This window comes from uncultured Agrococcus sp. (genome assembly GCF_945915485.1).
Taxonomy (GTDB): Bacteria; Actinomycetota; Actinomycetes; order Actinomycetales; family Microbacteriaceae; genus Agrococcus.
This window is the reverse complement of sequence record NZ_CAMEFJ010000038.1, coordinates 1-21013: the sequence shown is the minus strand read 5'-3', so window position 1 is coordinate 21013 and position 21013 is coordinate 1. Positions and strand designations below refer to the sequence as shown.

Below are 21013 nucleotides of genomic sequence, written 5' to 3'. Positions count from 1 at the left end.
CTGAATGCTCAGCCGGCCACGCTGCCCAGCGCAGCGGGTGAGCCGCAGCCTGCACCATCGAGTACCGGCGCAGCGTTCGAAGACGTGCCCCACACGGGGATGCGCCGAGCGATCGCGAGGCGGCTCACCGAGAGCAAGAGCACGGTGCCGCACTTCTACCTCACGGCCGACGTGCGCGTCGATCGGCTGCTGGAGCTGCGCAAACAGATCAACGAGCCCGGCGATGTCAAGATCTCGGTCAACGACTTCGTCATCAAGGCGGTCGCGAAAGCGCTGCAGGACGTTCCCGACGCCAACGCCATCTGGACAGACGAAGCCACTCGCCGCTTCTCCGGCGTTGACGTGTCCGTCGCGGTGTCGGTGCCCGGCGGACTGCTGACACCCGTCATGCGCGGGGTGGAGCAGCTGACGCTGACGCAGATCAGCGGGCAGATGAAGGACTACGCACAGCGGGCACGTGACGGCAAGCTCAAACAGGACGAACTCGTCGGCGGATCGTTCTCGATTTCGAACCTCGGCATGTACGGTACGCAGGAGTTCTCGGCGATCCTGAACCCACCGCAGGCGGGCATCCTCGCAGTCGGCGCGGCATCCAAACGGCCCGTCGTGAACGAGCACGATGAGCTCGATGTTGCGACGGTCATGACGGTGACGCTGTCGGCCGACCATCGAGTGCTCGATGGCGCGCTCGCGGCCGAGTGGCTGGCTGCCTTCGTGCAGCGCATCGAGCATCCGCTCGGCATGCTGGTGTAGCTCGCAGTGCTACCCACGTCGGCACACTTCTCGGTCTATGCATGGCGACACGCCCGTATAGTCGGTTCATTCCATGCATAGACCGAGAAGTGTACGCAGATCGAAGCACGGGTCGGGAGCCCTGAAGAGCACTAGACTTGTCTGGTGATACAGGTGCCCGGATGCTCGCTGCCGCACCGTGAAACGAGGTCGGCTGCATGAAGCGCTTCCTCGCCATGCTCGGAGCGTTCCTCGGCGGCTCGGCCATGGTCATGCAATCGCGCGTCAACGGCGAGCTCGGCTCTCGCATCGACAGCGGCTTCGTCGCAGCGCTGATCTCCTTTGTCGGCGGGCTGATCATCCTGGTGATCGTTGCCGCCGTTTCTCCCCGCACCCATCGAGGCATTCGCAGTGCGATCGCCGGGTTCCGCTCCGGGGAGATCCCGTGGTGGTACCTCTCGGCGGGGCTGGTCGGTGCCTGGTACGTCATGAGCCAGAGCGTTGCCGTCGGATTACTCGGTGTGGCCGTGTTCACGGTCGGCGGTGTCGCCGGTCAGACGATCAGCGGGCTCCTGGTCGACAGGATGGGCTTCGGTGTGCTCAAGCCGCGCGGCGTGACAGTGGGGCGAGTTGCGGGAGCAATCGTTGCGATAGTCGCCGTATCGCTTGCGGTCATCAGCGGATCCGAGCAGATCGGCAGTCGTGTGTGGCTGCTGATCCTGCCGTTCATCGGCGGATGCCTGCAGCCCTTTCAACAGGGGATGGCCGGTGCCATACAGCGCGAATCCCGCGACCCCGTCACACCGACGCTGGCGAACTTCTTGGCAGGCACAACCGCACTCGCGATCGTCTGCGCCGTCGCGTTTGCGGGTGGCCATCGAGTCGAAGCATTTCCCACCGACTGGTGGGTGTACGCCGGGGGCATCTTCGGCGCGGTCTTCATCGGCGTCGGCGCCGTCGTCGTGCATGAGCTGGGCACGCTGCTCATGGGCCTGTTATTGATAGCGGGACAGGTCGTGACCGCGCTCTTTCTCGACGTCGTCCTGCCCACGGCAGGCAGCGCCGTGACGTTGTGGTCGGTCGCGAGTGCGCTGCTGACGCTACTGGCAGTCGTGCTCTCTACGCTGCGACGACGCCGGCGCTGACAGGATGCCCGCCGCGTTCACCGGGGAGCCTGCCGGAGCACGCGTGCGTTCAGAGCCCTGCGACCGAGTCGCGAATCACCATTTCCGCCGGCAGCATGACGCGTGACGGCGAAGGCTCCTCACCGTCGATGGTAGCTAGTGCCATCTGCGCGGAATTGCGACCGATATCGAAGGCGGGCAGCCGAACGGTGGTCAGCGGGGGCGTCACATGGTCGATGAGCGGGGCATCGTTGTAACCGATGACAGATACGTCTTCCGGGCAGTTGAGGCCCGCTTCGGCAAGTGCGTCGAGAACGCCAACTGCGAGCATGTCATTGTGGGCGAAGACCGCGGTTGGGCGACGATTCTCTGCAACATCGAGCAGCTTCTTCGCCAGGCGGTGACCTTCGTCGAGCGTGCTGTCAAGGGCGTGTTCGCCGAGTTCGATCAGATCCGCGTTCCCGTGCGAGAGAACCGCGTTGCGGAAAGCGAGCCCGCGATCCAAGAACGAAGAAATGCGTTGATCTCCCTCAACCTGAGCAATCCGGCGATGTCCGTGATCGAGGAAGAGTTGCGCGGCTTCGGCGGCTCCGCCCACGTCATCCTGCAGCGCCTCCGGCAGCCCGCTGGGAGCATCCGGATCGTCCGAGAAACCGGTGCGACGTACGGCCAGAATGACAGGGACCGTGGCGGCGGTCTCCAGCAGAAACGTTCGATCCGAAGTATGCGCTGCAGCAACGATGATGGCGTCGACGCGATTCTCGTTGAGTCGCTGCACAGCCTGCCGCAGCCTATCGGGGTCGTTGTGGGTTTCCATGACGACGGAAAGCTGATTGGTTTGCTCAAGCACGCTGTCGATACCGCGAAGGACGGTGGCGGTGAAGGGATTCGCGAGGTCGAACACGATGACGCCGATCGTGCCGGTCTTCCCGCTACGCAGCGACCTGGCGACGGAGTTGACGCGATAGCCGAGGCGCTCTGCGCTTTCGAGCACTCGTTTGCGCGTCTCCTCCTGCACGAGGTGCGAGTGGGTGCGGCTGAGCGCGCGGGATGCCGTTGCGACATGGATGCCGGCGTCCGCGGCGATGTCCTTGAGCGTCGCTGTTCTCTTACTGGACACGCCGGCGCTCCCTTCTGTAGTGCAACCGTGCGATCGCACGGTGTTGACGAGTCTAATTGAGCCGACTTTCCTCGCTGCTGTACACGCAACATCCTGGGCGCATCGGTGTCATGTTGCCCAGGAGGCGGCCCCGAGAGGTGACTCTTTCAAGGTGTGCCCGAGATCTCCAACTGGGAGCTGTGCTGGTGTGGAATAGCTGGGTGGCGCAGTACGCCCGCTACCGCGGCATTTCGCTGTGGCGCCCTCGCTCGGCTTGCCTCCGGCGAACCTTCACTGGTGCACCCTGCCACTGTCCGCACCGGTACACGACCGTCGAGGAACGAGCGTATTGGCTCAGGGAGGTTAGAACGGGTTCGCGACGATGAGGTCGTCGGCCGGGTACTTCGTGATCACGACCGGTCCGTCGGCCGTGACCACGACCTCCTCTTCGATTCTTGCCGCCGAGTATCCATCGCTGGCGGGGCAGTAGGTCTCGACGGCGAAGACCATGCCTTCCTTGATCTCGACGGGCTCGCGGTAGCTGTTGAGGCGCGAGATGATCGGCCGCTCGTGCAGGCCGAGGCCGAGGCCGTGGCAGAACTGCAGCCCGAACGCCGAAAGCTCATCGTCGAACCCGAGTGATTCCGCGGTGGGGAAGAGCGACGCGATCTCGTCGGAGCCGACGCCGGGCTTGATCGCGGCGATCGCATTGTCCATCCACTCGCGAGCGCGCGTGTAGGCACTGCGCTGGGCGCCGGTCGCGCTGCCGACGTTGAAGGTGCGGTAGTAGCAGGTGCGGTAGCCGTTGAACGAGTGGATGATGTCGAAGAACGCCTGGTCTCCCGGTCGGATGATGCGGTCGGTGAAATTGTGCGGGTGCGGATTGCAGCGCTCGCCGGAGATCGCATTGATCGCTTCGACCTGGTCGGAGCCGTACTCGTAGAGCTTTTTTGCGGCCAGCGCGACGATCTCGTTCTCGCGCACGCCCGGCTTGAGCGCTTCGACGATGTCGACGTACACGCCGTCGACCATCGCGGCGGCCTGATTCATGAGCATGATCTCGTCGGCGCTCTTGATTTCGCGAGCATCGAGCATGTGCTGTTGCGCGTCGACGACCGTGAATCCCTGACGCTGCATCTCGAACAGGAAGGGCGGCTCGACGATGTCGATGCCGACGGGGGAGTCCTGGAGCCCGAGATCGGTGAGGATGCCCTTGATCTGCGTCACCGCATCCTTCATCAGACCCGCAGTGGGGGATACTGCGCCACGGAAGCCGAGGAAGCCTGGCCGATTGTGCTCTTGCTGCAGCCAGGGGGAGAAGAGCTGGTGGTGTTTCACGGCGGAGCCGAAGTCCCACAGGTGCGGTTCGCCGCCGCGAGTGAGCAGCGCGTAGCGAATCATCTTGTCGCCGAGTGCGCCACCGACCCACGAGCTCGTGGTGTAGCGGATGTTGTAGAAGTCGAAGAGCAGGAAGGCTCCGCACTCGCTGGCATCCAGCGCTGCCTGCGCACGCGAGAGGCGGTAGTCGCGGAGACGGTCGAAGCTGACCCGCTCTTCGTAGTCGACGCCCATCTGGCCCGGCGTGAGCAGCGGGCGCAGCGGAGTGTTGTCTGCCATGGCGTGTTCCCTCTCGTTCGCGATCTGCCCTCAACGATGGGCTGGAATCGGTGTTCGGACCTCTCGCGCTCACGCTAGCAAGATGTGCAATCGTTTGCAAGCGAGCATGAAAGGGGCTCGGTCGGATGTGGCTGATGTCAGGTGTCACGAAATGTTGATCAGAGCCCTCAAATCGGACCGTAGGGTCAACGTTTCGTGACACTGGACCGCACGGTCAACATTTCGTGACAGCAAGAAGGTGGCCCGATGAGCCTGCCAGCTTCCTGTTGCATCGTCTCGTAGAAGTCCGTACAGCCGTCAGCCGTGCTGACCCGGGTGAAATCTCAGCCGCTGCACAGCTCGCACGTGCCTGCCCACCTTGCAAAACCCCTACAATGAACGCCATGACTAGCCTCGGCCGGATGCGCGTGCGCGCGTTACGAAGCACTGGAGCACATCTCGCGTCGGGGGTGGCCGTTCGGTGACGAAGTCGTACAAGACCGGCAACAGGGTTGGCGCACATCGCATCACCTATGCCGAGCGTTTTACCTGGCGTACGAAGCTGCTCGTATGGGTCGGCGCCGTCGTTGTTCTGACGGTGGTCGGAATCTTCGCGATCCAGTCGCTCGGAGAAGATTTCAGCGCGCCCGTCCCGCAGGGAGACGTCGTGGAGCCGATAACCGACCCCGCGGATGCTCCTGAGGATACGACCGTCGCCGTGCTCAATGCGACGGGAGAAGAAGGGGGCGCGGATGCCGTGATCGAGGCCGTCTCTTCGAACGGTTGGACGTCGGGTCTGATCGCCGGGGCGGAAGAGCCGGTCGAGCACTCGACAGTGTTCTACACGGGTGAGGAATTCGAGGCGGTCGCACTCGGCATCGCGGACCAGCTCGGTATCACCTCGATAACGGAAGCGGAGAACGACCTCTCCGGTTCCCCCATCACGGTCTCCGTCGGGCCGGACATCGAAGAGCTCGACACCGAATAGCCGACCTGCGGAGCGGGGTTGACCCGCTCGAGTCGCTGCATCGTTCGGCGCCGCGACAGCAGTACTCTGGAACGCATGCGTCCAACTCGTACGATTCGGGCTTCCGTGGCAGCCCTGCTTGCGCTCGCGCTCCTCACGTCATGCGCTGGAGACGATCCTGAGCCGCCGCCACCCTCGGCGCCCGAGCCGACTCCGACACCTGAAGAGCCGGTGTTCGCACCGCTCACGGGGCTTGAGGTGCCTGAAGCGCTCGAGCATCCCGCGCTCTCGGCGAAGATCGACAACAACCCGCTCGCAAGGCCCCAGTTCGGCCTCGAGCGCGCGGACGTCGTGTTCGAAGAACTTGTCGAGGGTGGCACGACCCGCTACGCGGCGACTTGGCACTCGGACATCCCGGAAGAGATCGGGCCAGTGCGCTCGGTGCGGCCCATGGACCCCGCGATCGTGGGTCCCTACGGCGGCATCATCGCGTATTCCGGCGGGCATTTCATCGAGCAGATGCAGGCCACGGGCGTTACGAACGTTATTCACGACAGCGGCCAGTACGACGATGTCTTCCACCGCATGCCCGACCGGATCGCGCCACACAACCTACTTCTGTCCGCTGAAGAAGTCGTCGATCGATTCAGCGATCTCGACGCACCCGATGAACTCTGGGCCTTCGCCGGCGAAGCCTCTGACTCGACCGCGCAGAGCGGAGGCGCAGAGGCGTCGCTCATCGATCTGGTCTACTCGCCCGGGGAGTCCCGCTCGTGGGAGTGCACGGATGACACGTGGACGCGTTCGCAGAACGGCCAACCGGATCTCGACTCGAACGGCGATCAGCTGAGCGCGACGAACGTCATCGGCCTGAGTGTCGAAGTGCAGTACGTCAGAGGAGATGTTCCCGAAACGCTGCTCGTCGGATACGAGGGCGCCGGATTCGTCTCGTCGGGATGCTCGAGCGTGCCGGTCACGTGGTCGCAGGAGTCGGTCAATGACCCGCTGGTACTCGTGACCGAGGACGGCGATGAGATCGAACTGGCTCCAGGGAACACGTGGATTCAGCTCGTGCCCGTGACGGGCAGCACGTCGGTTTCGTAAGCGCGAGGGAGGCACAGCGCTCTGCGCTCGGCTCCCGGCCGCTCGAGCTGCGCCTTTCCTCTGTCTTTACGAGGAGTCAAGACAATTATTCGCTTGACTGCCGCCATTGACCGAGAAATGGCACGTGCCGACTGTGCGAGCATCCGGCGGCGGGGCAAACCGGGAGGCCGGATCGAGCAGGTGCAGCCGGCCAGGGATACATGATCGGGGCTGAGTTTCGGCGTGAAGGAGCGTGCAGCATTCCGCTGAGCGCGAAGCGCCGACGCTCCGCGCCGCGTAACGACCGCTTCCCGTGCGGGACGCGGTGAAATCGACGTTCGCGCTCGCTTGCACTCGCAGGCCGAGAGTGCCAAACTTGCATTGGCACTCCGAACAGCTGAGTGCTAATTCACACGTCAATGGCGTCCAGGAGGGACGAACACACAATGGCAAAGATGATCGCATTCGACGAGGAGGCCCGTCGCGGTCTCGAGCGTGGTCTCAACACGCTCGCTGACGCAGTCAAGGTGACCCTCGGACCGCGCGGCCGCAACGTCGTACTCGAGAAGAAGTGGGGCGCTCCCACCATCACCAACGACGGCGTTTCGATCGCTAAGGAAATCGAGCTCGAGGACCCGTACGAGAAGATCGGTGCAGAGCTCGTCAAGGAAGTTGCGCAGAAGACCGACGACGTCGCTGGTGACGGCACCACGACCTCCGTTGTTCTTGCCCAGTCGCTCGTTCGCGAGGGCCTCCGCAACGTTGCAGCGGGCGCTGACCCGATCGCGCTCAAGCGCGGCATCGAGAAGGCAACCGCAGCGGTTGCTGCGCGCCTGCTCGACAACGCCAAAGAGATCGAGACGACCGAAGAGATCGCCGCTACCGCGTCGATTTCGGCCGCTGACGCGGAGATCGGCCGCCTGATCGCAGAAGCGATCGACAAGGTCGGCAAGGAAGGCGTCGTCACGGTCGAGGAGTCGAACACGTTCGGCACCGAGCTCGAGCTCACCGAGGGCATGCGCTTCGACAAGGGCTTCCTGTCGCAGTACTTCGTCACGGACCCCGACCGTCAGGAGACGGTCTTCGAGGACCCGTACATCCTGATCGTCAACAGCAAGATCTCGAACATCAAGGATGTTCTGCCCGTTGTCGACAAGGTGATCCAGGCCGGCAAGCAGCTCGTCATCATCGCCGAGGATGTCGAGGGCGAAGCACTCGCGACGCTCGTCGTCAACAAGATCCGCGGTATCTTCAAGTCGGTTGCCGTCAAGGCTCCCGGCTTCGGTGACCGCCGTAAGGCGATGCTCGCCGACATGGCCATCCTCACGGGCGGTCAGGTCATCAGCGAAGAGGTCGGTCTCAAGCTCGAGAACACGACCCTCGACATGCTGGGCCGTGCTCGCAAGGTCGTTATCACCAAGGACGAGACCACGATCGTCGAGGGCTCCGGCGAGGCCGACGCAATCGCCGGCCGCGTGCGTCAGATCCGCCAGGAGATCGAGGCGACCGACAGCGACTACGACCGTGAGAAGCTCCAGGAGCGTCTCGCGAAGCTCGCCGGTGGCGTCGCCGTCATCAAGGCGGGTGCAGCAACCGAGGTTGAGCTCAAGGAGCGCAAGCACCGCATCGAGGACGCTGTTCGCAACGCGAAGGCCGCTGTCGAAGAGGGCATCGTCCCCGGTGGTGGCGTCGCGCTGATTCAGGCTGCTGCCGATGTCTTCGAGAGCCTCGAGCTCGACGGTGACGAAGCGACCGGCGCTGCAATCGTCAAGGTTGCGGTCGACTCGCCGCTCAAGCAGATCGCTCTGAACGCAGGCCTCGAGCCGGGTGTCGTCGCAGAGCGCGTCCGCGGCCTCGAGCTGGGTCACGGTCTCGATGCGGCAAGCGGCGAGTACGTGAACATGCTCGCAGCAGGCATCAACGACCCGGTCAAGGTAACCCGCTCGGCGCTCGAGAACGCATCGTCGATCGCAGGTCTCTTCCTCACGACCGAGGCCGTCGTCGCCGACAAGCCCGAGAAGAACGCTCCGGCTCCTGCCGGTGACCCGACCGGTGGCATGGACTTCTAAGTCGCCGCACGGTACCGCAAGAACCCCGCACCCTTGGGTGCGGGGTTCTTGGCGTTCAGCACCGGAACAGCTTGTGGTTCGCGGTCTCGACCTCCAGGTACTGGGCTCCGGCCATCTCGAGTGCCTGATTGATCTGCTGCAGCGAATCGTCGACGCGTCGCTGCGTCACGTGCCAGTTCTCGGCGACGGACTGAAACGCGTTGGATGCGCCACCCTGCCAAGTCTGCTGCAGCCCCTGCAACTGCGCCTGCATCGCTTGCACCTCGTTCGTGATGCGCCCCGATGTTGCGCGTACATTGTTCGCGGCAGCGCTGATCTGATCGATGTCCACCATAAAACGTGACATGGCTTCCTCTCCTTCGTTCTGAGTGCGCTAGACGATACGCACGAAACGGCAGAGAGCGTGGGGAGAAAAGTTACCGTTGTGGATTACGGCCCGAAGTTGTCGTCTGTTCGGCGCGGATCCGACCGGCCAGTTCCGAGAGCGCGCTCTCGTCTGCGAGGGGCAGCGCAATACGGAATGTGGCACCGCCTCCCGCGGTCTCCACGACATCCACACGGCCGTGATGCGTGTGCACGATGCTCGCCACGATCGCGAGCCCGAGCCCGGAACCGCCGGTTTCGCGAGCACGCGACTTATCGGTGCGATAGAAGCGCTCGAAGATCTTCGAACGCAGTTGCTCCGGGATGCCCGGGCCGTAGTCGATCACATGGATAACGGCCTCGCGGCGCTGCCAGGAGACACCCAGGCCGAGGTCGATGGGCGTGCCGGCAGGCGTGTACCGCAGGGCGTTGGTGATGAGGTTGGCGATGACCTGTCGTATGGCGTTCTCGTCGCCGATGATGACGGCCGGCGGCATAACCGGAGGAGGCGAGAACACCTGCTCGACCTTCTCCGCTGTGTCCGGATCGACAACGCTGCTGGCTTCGGGAGCGACTTCGATGAACCGGAAGATGCGATCCGGGGCCTGCGCCCGCGCATCGGACGTCGCCTGCGCGACGATGGGCACGAGATCGACCGACCTCTGCTGCGGTGGGCGTTTCTCATCCAGCCGGGCGAGCGTCAATAGGTCTTCGACAAGTCTGGCCATGCGCTTTGCTTCGCTCTCGATGCGATCCATTGCGCTTGCGACGTCCTCGGGCGTCTGAATCGCGCCCATCCTGTACAGCTCCGCATAGCCGCGCACGGTCACGAGCGGGGTACGCAGTTCGTGGGATGCGTCGCCGATGAAATCGCGCATCTTCGCGACCGTCCCGTCGCGCTCCTTGATCGCCTCCTGGATATTGCCGAGCATGACGTTGAGAGACGAATTGAGACGCACGACTTCCTGCGCCGAGTCAGAGCTGTCTTCGATGCGTTGTTCGTAGTCGCCCTCGGCGAACTGCTCGGCGGTCGTAGCAACGCGGCGTAGGCCCCGCAGGGCGCTCTCGGCGAGCACCCGTGTGAGCGCGGCGCCCAGGATCAGCGAGATGACGGAGAACCCCGAGTAGATCAGCGAGAACGCGTGCGACGAGTACCGCACGCCCTCAAGGCTCGCAGCGATCACGAGGATGCCGATGTTGTTCGTGCCCGTCATGGTGATGGGTCGCGCAACGACTCGCCACTCCGTCGAGTCGAGCTGATTCGGCACCGTGAACGGAGCATCCTGACTTGCGACGAAGGGCAGCGTCACGCGCGTCAGATCCGGCTGCGCTCCCGTCTCCGGGCGGTTCGAGCACAACGCTTCGCCCTGCGGGTCCAAGACCGCGAGTACGTAAGAGTTGGGCACCGTCTGGTCGAATTCGCATGTGCCTTCCACATCGGAAGGTGCGACATCGCTGAAGTTGAAGCCTTGCAACGCGTTGTCCAGGTCGTCGTCCACCTGCCGCACAAGCGTGTCTCGCAGGATGCTCACCGTGCCGATGCCCGCCACGACGAGCCCGAAGGTCATGATCACGACGATCAGGATCGAGATCCGGGTCGCGAGCGTCAGGCCTCCGAGCAGGCGTCCGAACGCGGCGAACACGCTAGGTTCCTCGCGGGCAGCAGATGGTGTCGCCGTACTCGGTGCGTACGGCACGGAGCCCCGGCGTGCCCTCTCGATGCACGCTGGGGCCTCCGCTCGGTTCTGCAACCGAACTGCACTTTCGAGTCACGACGACCTATCTGTATGCGTTCTACGAGGACTTCGGTGTCTTCAGCATGTACCCGAAGCCGCGTTTGGTGATAATCATTGGGTCGTCGGTCTTGCTGTCGATCTTGCGTCGCAGGTATGAGATGTACGACTCGACGATACCGACATCCCCGTTGAAGTCGTACTCCCACACGTGGTCGAGTATCTGCGTCTTCGAGAGCACACGGTTGCTGTTGAGCATGAGATAGCGCAGCAGCTTGAATTCGGTGGGGGAGAGTTCGATGCCTTCGCCTGCCACTTCGACTTCGTGGGTGTCTTGGTTCATGGTGACAGGACCCACTTCGAGAGTGACGTCGTCCGTTTCGGCCATGGTGCGTCGCAGAATGGCTTTGATCCGAGCGATGATCTCGTCGAGCGAGAACGGCTTCGTGACGTAGTCGTCGCCGCCGACGGTCAGGCCGGTCACCTTGTCTTCCGTGTCGTCCTTCGCGGTCAGGAAGAGGATCGGCGCCGTGAAGTTGGATGCTCGGAGTCGCTTCGTGACGCTGAAGCCGTTCATGTCGGGCAGCATGACGTCGAGCAGGATCAGGTCGGGCTCGTCTTCGAGCACAGCAGAGATCGCGGGGGCGCCGGCACCGACGGCACGAACGTCGTATCCGGCGAAGCGGAGGGATGTTGTGAGGAGATCCCGGATGTGCGGTTCGTCATCGACGACGAGAATTTTTGGCTTGGTGTCGCTCATACGTCCATCTTCTGACCATTCCCTGATCACTTCCTGAGCATCGAGTCGGTAGGTATCGATTTGCTGCAACGCCGGGGCTCCCGCAACGCTGGGGCTCCCGCAACGCTGGGGCTCCTGCAATGCCGGGGCTCGCAAGGGCGATCGTCTTGATCAACTTCTCGGTCGCCTGGCGATGGGAAGGCGCTCCTGCGGCGTGTCGCCGCCCAGCGACCGAGAAGTTGACGGCGAGCAGCGGGGTGGGGTGGAGAATCTGGGCAAGCGTGCTCGGAGCGAGCGTGCTCGGGCGAGCGTGCTTGGGAGCGGGAAGTAGGGCGAGGAGCGGGAGGTGCTTGGGAGCGGGGCGCGTGCGTGGGAGCGGGAGAGTAAGGGAAAAGAGTGGGCGAGCGTGCGGGGCTACAGGGCGGTGGCGTCGATGATCTCGTACGAGTATCCCTGCTCCGCGAGGAAGCGCTGACGGGAGAGCGCGAAGTCCTGATCAACCGTGTCTCGCGCGACGAGCGTGTAGAACTTCGCGGTGTTGCCCGATTCCTTCGGGCGCAGCAGCCGGCCGAGTCGCTGTGCTTCTTCCTGCCGAGAGCCGAAGGACCCCGAGATCTGAATCGCGACGGAGGCTTCCGGAAGATCGACCGAGAAGTTCGCGACCTTCGAGACGACGAGGGTCTGTTGCCTTCCTTCGCGGAACTCCTTGAAGAGACGCTCACGCTCCGACTCGGGAGTCTGGCCCGTGATGAGGGGCACGTCGAGCGCGCTTGCGATCTCTTCTAGCTGATCGATGTACTGCCCGATGACAAGTGTGAGTTCGCCATCGTGTTTCGCGAGGACGCGTTTGGCGACGCCGATTTTCGCTGGGCTCGATGCGGCGATCCGGTAGCGTTCGCGGTCGGTGCTGGCGGCGTACTCGAGACGTTCCTGTTCGTCGATATCGATGCGAATTTCGAAGCACTCGGCCGGAGAGATGAAGCCCTGAGCTTCAATCTCTTTCCAGGGCGCGTCGAAGCGTTTCGGGCCGATGAGGCTGAAGACATCGCCCTCGTGGCCGTCTTCGCGCACGAGCGTCGCGGTGAGCCCGAGCCGACGTCTGGCCTGGAGATCGGCCGTCAGTTTGAAGACGGGAGCGGGCAGGAGGTGCACCTCGTCATACACGACGAGGCCCCAGTCGAGTGCGTTCAGCAGCCCTAGGTGCGTGTACTCGCCCGCGCGTTTCGCGGTAAGAATCTGGTAGGTGGCGATCGTGACGGGTTTGATCTCCTTGGTCTGGCCGGAGTATTCCCCGATGTCGTCTTCCGTCAGCGACGTGCGCTGCAGCAGCTCGCTTCGCCACTGCCGTGCCGAGACCGTGTTCGTGACGAGTATCAGGGTCGTCGTATCGTTTTCGGCCATGGCCGCGGCCCCGACCAGGGTTTTTCCGGCGCCGCAGGGCAGCACGATGACGCCGGATCCGGCGTCCGTGAAGTGGCGTACGGCCTCGTGCTGGTAGGGGCGCATCCGCCAGCCGTCTTCGACCAGTTCGATGTCGAACGGGGTTCCGGGCGTGAACCCCGCGCGGTCTTCAGCGGGCCAGCCGAGCTTCAGAAGTTCTTGCTTCAGCTCGCCCCGCGCCCAGTCCACAACCCGCACGGGGTCGGTGGACGCGTCGGCCAGCAGCGGCTGAATGCGCCTGGCGCGAACGACCTCCGCGAGCACCGCAGGGTCGGTCGACGTCAGGATCAACCCTTCGTCGTCGCGATCGATGACGAGTCTGCCGTAGCGCCCGACCGTCTCGCGCATATCGGTCTCGACGCCCGTCGGCACCGGGAATTTCGCGAACCGGTTCAGCGTCTCGAGCATTTCGTCGGCGGTGTGGCCGGCAGCGGAGGCGTTCCAGAGGCCCAACCGGGTAATCCGGTACGTATGGATGTGCTCGGGCGCTCGCTCGAGTTCGGCGAAGACTGCGAGCGCGTGTCTCGCGTCGGCGGCATCCGGATGCGCGACTTCGAGAAGGACCGTGCGGTCTGACTGGACAATGAGCGGGCCTGGAATCACAACCGAACAGTCTACCGTTCGGGCGCATTTCAGCCGAAACGGGCTACAGCACCTCGGTAGTGGCCTGCAGTCCGGCGATCTCCGTGATCGCTCGCAACGGGAGGGTGCGTTCGAGATCGCGTTCGATATCCCGCCCGCGCAGGCGCCCGTTTCTAATCGACAACGGCACGATCGTCGTGTGGTGGATCTGCGCGCCGGACTCCACCGTGACGCGCAGCGGGGTCTTGAGCTTCGCTGCAGCGTTGAGCTGCCCTTCTAGCCACTCGGCGTGCACGGCTCTCGTGTCGATGCCGTGACCGCGCAGCCGGGAGGTCAGACTCGAGACTTCCGGCAGCCTGGGGGATGCCGCGACGATTCGTTCTGGCACGACCGGCTCGCCGGCAGCATTCGCCAGAAGGGCCGGGTACCGAGCCTGGGCGAGGCGAGCAAGGACCTCCTCGGCCGGGAAGTCCGCGATGAGGACGCCGTGCTGCGGGCCGTTGCCGAGTGGGACGCGCAACCTCAGATCGACAAGGCTGCGGTCGACCAGGAGCCGCTTGTGGGTATCGGGGTCGCTCGTAATGCGCGAAGAGTCCGGGCCGCCGTGCTCCTGCACGAGCAGCGTCCCGAACCGACGTTCCGTATCTCGCACGAGGTACTCGACCGGCTGCGGAACACCCGTGAGCGACAGTTCCGCGAGCTCCGCAAGAAGAGCATCCGCGGACGTTCCGAGCGCGAGAGCGCGCTGCACGCTCGCGGGGGTGAGCCGCCAGGACGAAGCGATGCCCCGTGATTCGGCCGCCGTCATCGATGCGAGACGCTCCTCGACTCTATGGCGAAGCGGGCCGGGAGCGACGACGGTGAGATCGGGCTGCAGATAGACGTAGTCGATGGGGTCGGGGATTCTGCCGGCAACATCGCTCCTGTCGAGCCCTGTCGATATTCCGCGCTGCAGCAGACCGAGGTGTTCCGCGGTTTCGAAGACCTCGCCTACGTGCGCAAGGAGTGCATCGTCAGCAAGCGGGAGGGCATCCACGAGATCGCTGGACGTTACGGATTCGAGCAGGTGCCGCTCGGACAGGGTGCGGCGGGCAAGGAACAGCCGGCGCAGTTCGAGCCACCGGTCCGCGGGCGCGAGCGCAAGCCATTCGAGCCCGAACTCCGTCACGCAGAGCCGACGCGGTTCGACGGCGAGGAGACCGTCGCTCTTCGCCGCTTCGGCAAGCACCTCCCATGCCTCGGCCGAAACGCTCAGCTCGGAGGAGCGCGCTCGCTGCTCGCGCGCAAGCGTAATGCCGCGGGATGTCAGCGCAACGGGGTTCTCGGCAGCACTCGCGACCAGGCCGCTCATAGCGACGGTCGATGCAACGGCGCGGTCCGCTGCGGAACGTCGCTCATCATCGCTCAACCGAGCATCACTGCTCTCGCGCGGCTGAGGGAGGTGCGGGATGCGCGATGCGATCGCGTCGGAAGGGACGATGCCGCGTGCGCCCAGCGTCGGCGTAGAACGACCGGCGGCGAGGGCAGCAAGATCGGATGCCGGGGTTCTCGTCAGCGCGGAATCGATGGCCTCCGGTGTGCGCATCCACTTCGCGACAGCTGCCATCGATGCTGCGTCGTACGGAACGCGCCAGTCACGAAGGAGATCGTCGAACTCGGCGTCTGAAAGCTGCTCGAGCCGACCGATGAGCTCGGATTCTGCCACTCAGCGCCTCTGCAGGGATTTCTGTCGTGCAGCCGAAACGACGATGGCGACCAGGGTTACCGCAGCGAGGGGCAGGCACACGAGCGGCAGCACGTATGCGATCTGCCACAGTGACGAAGAGAAGAACTCATTGGTCTGGTGGTACGCCGAGTAGAGCAGCGCGCCGACAAAGCCGAGCACCGTGAGCACGATGAAAACGATAAGCAGCCACGACGCCACTTGCTGAAAGCGCGTGGCACCGGAACCCTGTTTCGAATCGCCATCGGGAACCGCCGCTGAGCGTGCGCGACGGTGTTCTGGACGTGGATCGGGCATTGAATCAGGGTATCAGCAGAGCGGGTAACCTTGAGGGCAGTGTCCACGAATGTGCTGGCGGAAGCCGGCCGAATCTATGGCAGTGCCAGTGACTGAAGGAGAGCCATGCCAGTCGGTAAGGTGAAGTTCTTTGACGAAGAAAAGGGCTTCGGGTTCATCGCGGGGGAGGACGGCGAAGAGGTCTTCCTCCACGCTTCCGCTGTTGGTGAGGGCGATAAAGTCGGCCCGGGTACTCGCGTCGAATACGGGGTTGTGGACGGACGCCGTGGCAAGGCCGCGCTCTCCGTACGTGTGCTCGATAAGAAACTGAGTGCTGTGCGGGCATCCCGTCGCCCCGTTGAAGAGATGGTCGTTATCGTCGAAGACGTTATGAAGCTGCTCGACAGCGTCGGAGAAGACCTCCACAGGGGCCACTATCCGAGCAACCAGATGAGCCGCAAGGTCGCCCAAGTGCTGAGGAAGGTCGCCGATGACCTCGATGCCTGATTCGGAGGCCCCCAGGCTGTTCGAGGACGACGCAGTGTCGGGTTCGGCAGGATCTGCCGGCTCTGACGGTGAAGTGCAGGATGCAGCGGCGGGTGCTGCCGCTGCCGCGGCCGGTTCTGCCGTTGCCGATTCAGAGGCTGGTCATGACGGCCGGGATGCTGCGGCAGGTGCTGTTGAGCCTGCAGATGTTGCGGCTGGTGCTGTCGTCGAAGGTTCAGGGGCGGGTGCTGAGAGCCGGGACGCTGAGGTTGAATCTGCAGCGGACGCGAGTGAGTTTGCCGTCGAGGGTTCCGGGGCGGCTGTTGATGGCCGAGAGACCGGAGCCGGCTCCGACGTGGGTTCGACAGTAGGTGCGCACGAGGGTTCCGAGGCCAGTACTGACGGCCGGAATGCCGTGCCTGGACTCCGCGATGCGGAGGCGGGCACCACTGCATCGGCAGACGGCGACAGTGAAGGATCTGATGAACTCGCGACCGCCGCTCCGGCATTCGAACCGGTCGCGGCGAGCCCGACACTGGAGCAACTGGAGCTAGCGCAACAGGCTCTCGATGAGATCGCTCCTGCCGGCGCGGTAGGCGAAGCGAGAGACGCCGTGCAAATCGCCGAACAGGTCGTGGAGATCCGCTACGCGAGCAATCTCGAATCGTACCCCGACTGGCTCTGGACGGCATCCCTTGCGACCGTAGAGGGCCATCCACCAACAGTGCTCGAACTCGCCCTGTTGCCGGGGGAGGGATCGCTGCTGGCGCCGAAATGGGTGCCCTGGGCAGAACGACTCGCGGACTACCTCGCTTCGAAGGAGGCCGAGGGTGACGACGAATCAGAGGGTGACGACGAGGACGACAACTTTGAAGACGTCGATGACACGCCCTACAGCGACAGCGGTGACGAACCGTTCTCGCCAGACGATGACGACGACTCCGACGAAGACGAGTCAGATCACGGCGACGACTCCGACGAAGACGAAGACGAGTAGAAGCGGGGCGCAGGGGGACTAGCGCGCCCGAATGTATGGATAGTGCCGAGTGTCGGGCCCATTTCCATACATTCGGCACAAGACGACAGTAATCCCGACGTTGGGGGCGTGCCCGTGAGGCAGGGCTGCTACGCCGACAGCACGTAGTCGATCGCGCCGATCAGGGTGCGGATGTCGTCGGTCTCGATGCCTGCGAACGTTGCGACTCGCAGCTGGTTGCGGCCGAGCTTGCGGTAGGGCTCGACATCGAGAATGCCGTTGGCACGAAGGGTCCTGGCCAGCCCCGCAGCGTCGACGCTGTCATCGAAGTCGATCGTCACGACGACGTTCGAGCGGTGGCCGGGATCCGTCACGAACGGCGTCGCAACCGCGGAAGCCTCGGCCCACGAGTACAGCAGCGAGCTCGAAGCCGCTGTTCTCTCGGCCATCGCCGCAAGGCCGCCCTGCTCGAGCATCCATCCGAGCTGCTCGTCGAGCATGAGGAGTGTCGCGATGGCGGGGGTGTTGAGCGTCTGGTGCAGGCGGCTGTTGGTGACTACCTGTTGCAGCGAGAGCGAATCGGGAATGTAGCGGTCGGATGCTGCAATGCGCTCTATGCGCTCGATCGCGGCAGGCGACGCCAACGCGAGCCAGAGCGCGCCATCTGAGCCGAAGTTCTTCTGCGGTGCGAAGTAATAGACGTCGGCGTCAGCAGCGTCGAAGCCGAGTCCGCCAGCGGCGCTCGTAGCGTCCACGACCGTGAGCACATCTCCCGCGGCACGCGTCACGGGGTGGAAAACGCCCGTCGAAGTCTCGTTGTGCGGATACGCAACGACGTCGACACCGTCAACGGGCGACAGCACGGGGCGGCTGCCGGGCTCGGCTGTGGCAACGCTGGGAGCATCCAGCCAGGGGGCAGCATCGGCGGCCTTCGCGAACTTGGCGCCGAACTCTCCGAACGAGAGGTGATGGGAGCGCTGTTCGATGAGACCGAAAGCAGCGGCATCCCAGAACGAGGTCGAACCGCCGTTGGCGAGCAGCACCTCGTATCCTTCCGGGATGCTGAACAGCTCTGCGACCCGCTCACGCACTGACCCGACAAGCCCTTTGACAGCTGCCTGACGATGGCTCGTGCCCATGGGCGACGACGCATCCGCGACCCTCGCGAGCTGTTCGGGTCGAACCTTGGATGGGCCGCATCCGAATCGTCCGTCGGAGGGAAGCAGCTCGGAGGGCAAAGTAATGTCGGTCATTACGCCATTCTACGAATCCGCCTCGCGCTTGCAGAACGAAGCGCTGTCGCTGGAATAGGGTTAGATAGCGTCATGTCTTCAAGTACGACGCGCACACCACGCAAGTCAGGGAGGAGGGTGCGATGACGGATCTTGTCGATACCACTGAAATGTACCTGCGCACCATCCTCGACCTTGAAGAGGAAGCGATCGTTCCGATGCGTGCGCGCATCTCGGAGCGTCTCGGCCACTCGGGCCCCACGGTTTCGCAGACGGTTGCGCGCATGGAGCGCGACGGACTCGTTATCGTCGGCGACGATCGTCGACTCACGCTGACCGAGGACGGTCGTGCGCTCGCGGTTCGCGTTTCGCGCAAACACAGGCTCGCCGAGCGTCTGCTGGCCGACGTGATCGGTCTCGAGTGGTCGCTCGTGCACGATGAGGCATGCCGCTGGGAACACGTTATGAGCGAGCAGGTCGAACAGCGACTCATCGACCTGCTGGACCGGCCGACGGAATCACCGTACGGGACGCCCATCCCCGGCCTTGAAGAGTTCGGGCTCTCGACCTCGGCAAATTTTCTCGAGGGGGTCACGTCGGTGGCCCAGTTCTCGGGAACGGGCACGGTGCGTCGGCTGGGAGAGCCGATTCAGTTCGACACGGACGTATTACGAATGCTGCAGGATGCCGGTGTGCAGCCCGGTGCGCGGATCTCCGTGGAGAACGGCCCCCAGGGCACGCGAATCGTAGGGCCCGGCGGCGACGAGATCGAACTGGCTCCTGAGCTCGCGGCGCACCTCTACGTCATCTCCGAGCAGTAGATACCGACGCGTATTACGTGCTCTATAACACCCTTAGGTGACAAATTGATAACAATGCCTTACACTCGACAAGTCTGTAATTCTTGACTGGGACGAGACCAATACATATGACTGCCGAGAAGAAGAGCCTCGAGCTCGCTAACCGCGTGACGGGATCGCGCCGAGGCACTATCGGATCCGCAATCAAGCGCGTCGGCGTAGCTGCCCTCGCCGTGGGCCTTGCCGGTGGCATCGCGCTCCCCGCCGTTGCTATGAACGTCGGAGATGACCAGGGCGGTAATTCGCTGGCCTCGTCCTTCACGGGCCAGGAGCAGAATCTCGAGATCGATCCCGAGCTCGAAGCCGCACTCGCACTCATCCCGGATGAGATCGAGGCGACCTCGGCTGAGGAACTCGAAGAGATCCGTGTCCGTGCTGAGGAAGACGCTGCGCGTGAAGAGCGCGAGCAGCGTGAGCAGGAGGAACAGAGCTCGAACGACAACAATTCGTCGTCGAACGACACCTCGACGCCACCTCCCGTTTCTCCTAATGCCGGCGGCATCGTCGGTACTGCGCAGTCGATGCTCGGCGTTCCCTACGCTGCCGGCGGCAACACGCCGGCCGGCTTCGACTGCTCCGGCTTCACGCAGTGGGTCTTCGGTCAGCACGGCATCTCACTGCCGCGCACGACCGGTGGGCAGATGAGCGTCGGAAGCGGCGTTTCCGTTGGCGATGCGCAGCCGGGTGACCTTGTCGTCTGGGGCGGGCACGTCGGTATTTACGTCGGAAACGACACGATGATTCACTCGCCTGTCCCTGGCAAGACCGTCAGCTACGTGAGTTACTCCGGCATGATCAACGCGATGGGGACCCCGCAGGTTCGTCGGGTCTAGCTTCGAAGCTTCAACTACGACTTCAACTAAATACAGCGTGTACATGGCGGCTTCGGCCGCCATGTTGCACAATGGAGACTTGTGTGGGTCACGCATGCCCTCCCTTGCGGACGTGTGCAACGCCAGTACCGGCAACAGCAAAGATTTGGTGGATAACGGACTATGAAGAAGAGCACCGACCTGGTGGTACAGGAGTCAACTGCGAGCGGAACGAAGCGCTCGGCAATCGGCGGCTTTGCCAAGAAGGCGGGCATCGTTGCCCTCGCGGTGGGTTTCGCGGGTGGTGTTGCGCTTCCAGCAGTGGCGTTCAACGATTCGTCGTCCGATCGAGCCGGGCTTGAGTCCCTCTACGCGGGCGACGGCCAGGGTGGAGCCGAAATCCAGGGCGAGACCGTTGTCCTGACGGAAGACCAGATTGTCGCTACGACGCCCGACGAGTACGAGGAGTACCTCGAGGAGTTGCGGGCAGAAGAAGAGGCGGAGCGTCAGGCCGAGGAAGAACAGCGACAGCAGGAAGAGAGCCAGTCGGATGATTCGGACGGCTCCGCGAACCCGAGCCACGACACACCGGACGTGCCGGGTGGCGGTAACCAGGCTGTTGTCGACGCTGCCCTCGCGCAGCTCGGTGTGAACCAGGACTGCTTTGCTCTTATGCGTAGCGCTGTTGCTGCCGGCGGCTACAGCATCAATTCGTACGCTGACGTCTTTGCGTTGCAGCAGGTCCCGATGTCCGAGGCTAAGCCAGGTGACATTCTCTATTACCAGAACGGTGGGCGCGGTCTGCAGCACGTCGCTATCTACCTCGGCAACGGCCAGGCCGTGCACGGCGGGTGGTACGGTTCCGACACGGTCGTGGCCTCTGTGAACGTCGGCTCGGGACCGATCGCATACAGCCTGGGCGGCTAAGACGACGGTGCACATGCGGCTAGACTGTTGTCGGCCGTGTGCCAGCGCATGCCCCGGTAGCTCAGTGGATAGAGCACTTCTCTCCTAAAGAAGGTGTCGGAGGTTCGATTCCTCTCCGGGGCGCAAATTAGTCGCGCAAAGCATCGCTTTGCGCATTTTGCGCCCGACCCGCACACGGCGGGTCCCCACCGTGG

Annotated in this window: 19 protein-coding genes and 1 tRNA gene; 11 read left to right on the top strand and 9 right to left on the bottom strand. The window is 63.8% G+C overall.

Annotated features, from left to right (window positions below; all coding sequences use genetic code 11):
• Window positions 1-753 (top strand): 2-oxo acid dehydrogenase subunit E2 (locus Q0O95_RS07920; protein WP_293697163.1); only part of this gene is annotated, 753 nt, incomplete at its 5' end.
• Window positions 754-950: 197 nt separating this feature from the next.
• Window positions 951-1877, top strand: coding sequence for a DMT family transporter (locus Q0O95_RS07915; protein ID WP_293697160.1), 927 nt, complete (start codon window positions 951-953; stop codon window positions 1875-1877).
• Between the two features lie 49 nt (window positions 1878-1926).
• On the opposite strand, the gene Q0O95_RS07910 is transcribed toward Q0O95_RS07915, so the two are convergent.
• Complete coding sequence (locus tag Q0O95_RS07910) at window positions 1927-2976, bottom strand: LacI family DNA-binding transcriptional regulator (RefSeq protein ID WP_293697157.1); 1050 nt, start codon at window positions 2974-2976, stop codon at window positions 1927-1929.
• A gap of 342 nt (window positions 2977-3318) precedes the next feature.
• The gene (locus Q0O95_RS07905) at window positions 3319-4572 is read right to left on the bottom strand and encodes a Xaa-Pro peptidase family protein (RefSeq protein WP_293697154.1); all 1254 of its coding nucleotides are present in this window, start codon (window positions 4570-4572) and stop codon (window positions 3319-3321) included.
• Between the two features lie 460 nt (window positions 4573-5032).
• Between Q0O95_RS07905 and Q0O95_RS07900 the strand changes: the two genes are divergently transcribed.
• From Q0O95_RS07900 to groL, 3 genes are all read left to right on the top strand, one after another.
• Window positions 5033-5539, top strand: coding sequence for a LytR C-terminal domain-containing protein (locus Q0O95_RS07900; protein WP_293697152.1), 507 nt, complete (start codon window positions 5033-5035; stop codon window positions 5537-5539).
• Window positions 5540-5614: 75 nt separating this feature from the next.
• Window positions 5615-6622 carry a DUF3048 domain-containing protein gene (locus Q0O95_RS07895; RefSeq protein ID WP_293697149.1) on the top strand — a complete coding sequence of 336 codons (1008 nt, stop codon included), beginning with the start codon at window positions 5615-5617 and terminating at the stop codon, window positions 6620-6622.
• 425 nt (window positions 6623-7047) lie between these two features.
• Window positions 7048-8670, top strand: coding sequence for a chaperonin GroEL (groL, locus tag Q0O95_RS07890; protein WP_293697146.1), 1623 nt, complete (start codon window positions 7048-7050; stop codon window positions 8668-8670).
• 55 nt (window positions 8671-8725) lie between these two features.
• Here the strand turns inward: groL and Q0O95_RS07885 are convergent, their stop codons facing one another.
• The 6 genes from Q0O95_RS07885 to Q0O95_RS07860 all read right to left on the bottom strand — a co-directional run bounded on the left by Q0O95_RS07885 (window position 8726) and on the right by Q0O95_RS07860 (window position 15547).
• Window positions 8726-9016 (bottom strand): WXG100 family type VII secretion target, encoded by a 291-nt coding sequence (locus tag Q0O95_RS07885; protein WP_293697143.1) that lies wholly within the window; start codon window positions 9014-9016, stop codon window positions 8726-8728.
• A 70-nt stretch (window positions 9017-9086) separates the two neighbouring features.
• Window positions 9087-10676, bottom strand: coding sequence for an ATP-binding protein (locus tag Q0O95_RS07880; protein WP_293697140.1), 1590 nt, complete (start codon window positions 10674-10676; stop codon window positions 9087-9089).
• A 151-nt stretch (window positions 10677-10827) separates the two neighbouring features.
• Entirely contained in the window at window positions 10828-11526 is a 699-nt protein-coding gene (locus Q0O95_RS07875) for a response regulator transcription factor (RefSeq protein WP_293697137.1), read from the bottom strand.
• Between the two features lie 393 nt (window positions 11527-11919).
• Window positions 11920-13548, bottom strand: a complete 1629-nt coding sequence (locus Q0O95_RS07870; protein WP_293697134.1) for a DNA repair helicase XPB — start codon at window positions 13546-13548, stop codon at window positions 11920-11922.
• Window positions 13549-13591: 43 nt separating this feature from the next.
• Complete coding sequence (locus Q0O95_RS07865) at window positions 13592-15232, bottom strand: helicase-associated domain-containing protein (RefSeq protein ID WP_293697131.1); 1641 nt, start codon at window positions 15230-15232, stop codon at window positions 13592-13594.
• Window positions 15233-15547: a hypothetical protein gene (locus Q0O95_RS07860; RefSeq protein WP_293697128.1), complete on the bottom strand. Its 315-nt coding sequence runs from the start codon at window positions 15545-15547 to the stop codon at window positions 15233-15235.
• A gap of 105 nt (window positions 15548-15652) precedes the next feature.
• On the opposite strand from Q0O95_RS07860, the gene Q0O95_RS07855 reads away from it, so the two are divergent.
• Both Q0O95_RS07855 and Q0O95_RS07850 read left to right on the top strand, forming a co-directional pair.
• Entirely contained in the window at window positions 15653-16033 is a 381-nt protein-coding gene (locus Q0O95_RS07855) for a cold-shock protein (protein WP_293697125.1), read from the top strand.
• Window positions 16017-17009, top strand: a complete 993-nt coding sequence (locus Q0O95_RS07850) for a DUF3027 domain-containing protein (protein WP_293697122.1) — start codon at window positions 16017-16019, stop codon at window positions 17007-17009. The genes Q0O95_RS07855 and Q0O95_RS07850 overlap by 17 nt, the downstream gene beginning before the upstream one ends.
• 128 nt (window positions 17010-17137) lie before the next feature.
• Here the strand turns inward: Q0O95_RS07850 and serC are convergent, their stop codons facing one another.
• Window positions 17138-18241, bottom strand: coding sequence for a phosphoserine transaminase (serC, locus tag Q0O95_RS07845; protein WP_293697119.1), 1104 nt, complete (start codon window positions 18239-18241; stop codon window positions 17138-17140).
• A 122-nt stretch (window positions 18242-18363) separates the two neighbouring features.
• Between serC and Q0O95_RS07840 the strand changes: the two genes are divergently transcribed.
• The 4 genes from Q0O95_RS07840 (at window position 18364) to Q0O95_RS07825 (ending at window position 20942) form a co-directional block, all read left to right on the top strand.
• Complete coding sequence (locus Q0O95_RS07840) at window positions 18364-19041, top strand: metal-dependent transcriptional regulator (RefSeq protein WP_293697116.1); 678 nt, start codon at window positions 18364-18366, stop codon at window positions 19039-19041.
• Window positions 19042-19148: 107 nt separating this feature from the next.
• Window positions 19149-19913 carry a C40 family peptidase gene (locus tag Q0O95_RS07835; protein WP_293697113.1) on the top strand — a complete coding sequence of 255 codons (765 nt, stop codon included), beginning with the start codon at window positions 19149-19151 and terminating at the stop codon, window positions 19911-19913.
• 162 nt (window positions 19914-20075) lie between these two features.
• Window positions 20076-20819, top strand: coding sequence for an NlpC/P60 family protein (locus Q0O95_RS07830; protein WP_293697110.1), 744 nt, complete (start codon window positions 20076-20078; stop codon window positions 20817-20819).
• 50 nt (window positions 20820-20869) lie between these two features.
• Window positions 20870-20942 (top strand) — tRNA-Arg (locus Q0O95_RS07825).
• The last annotated feature ends 71 nt before the right edge of the window (window positions 20943-21013 follow it).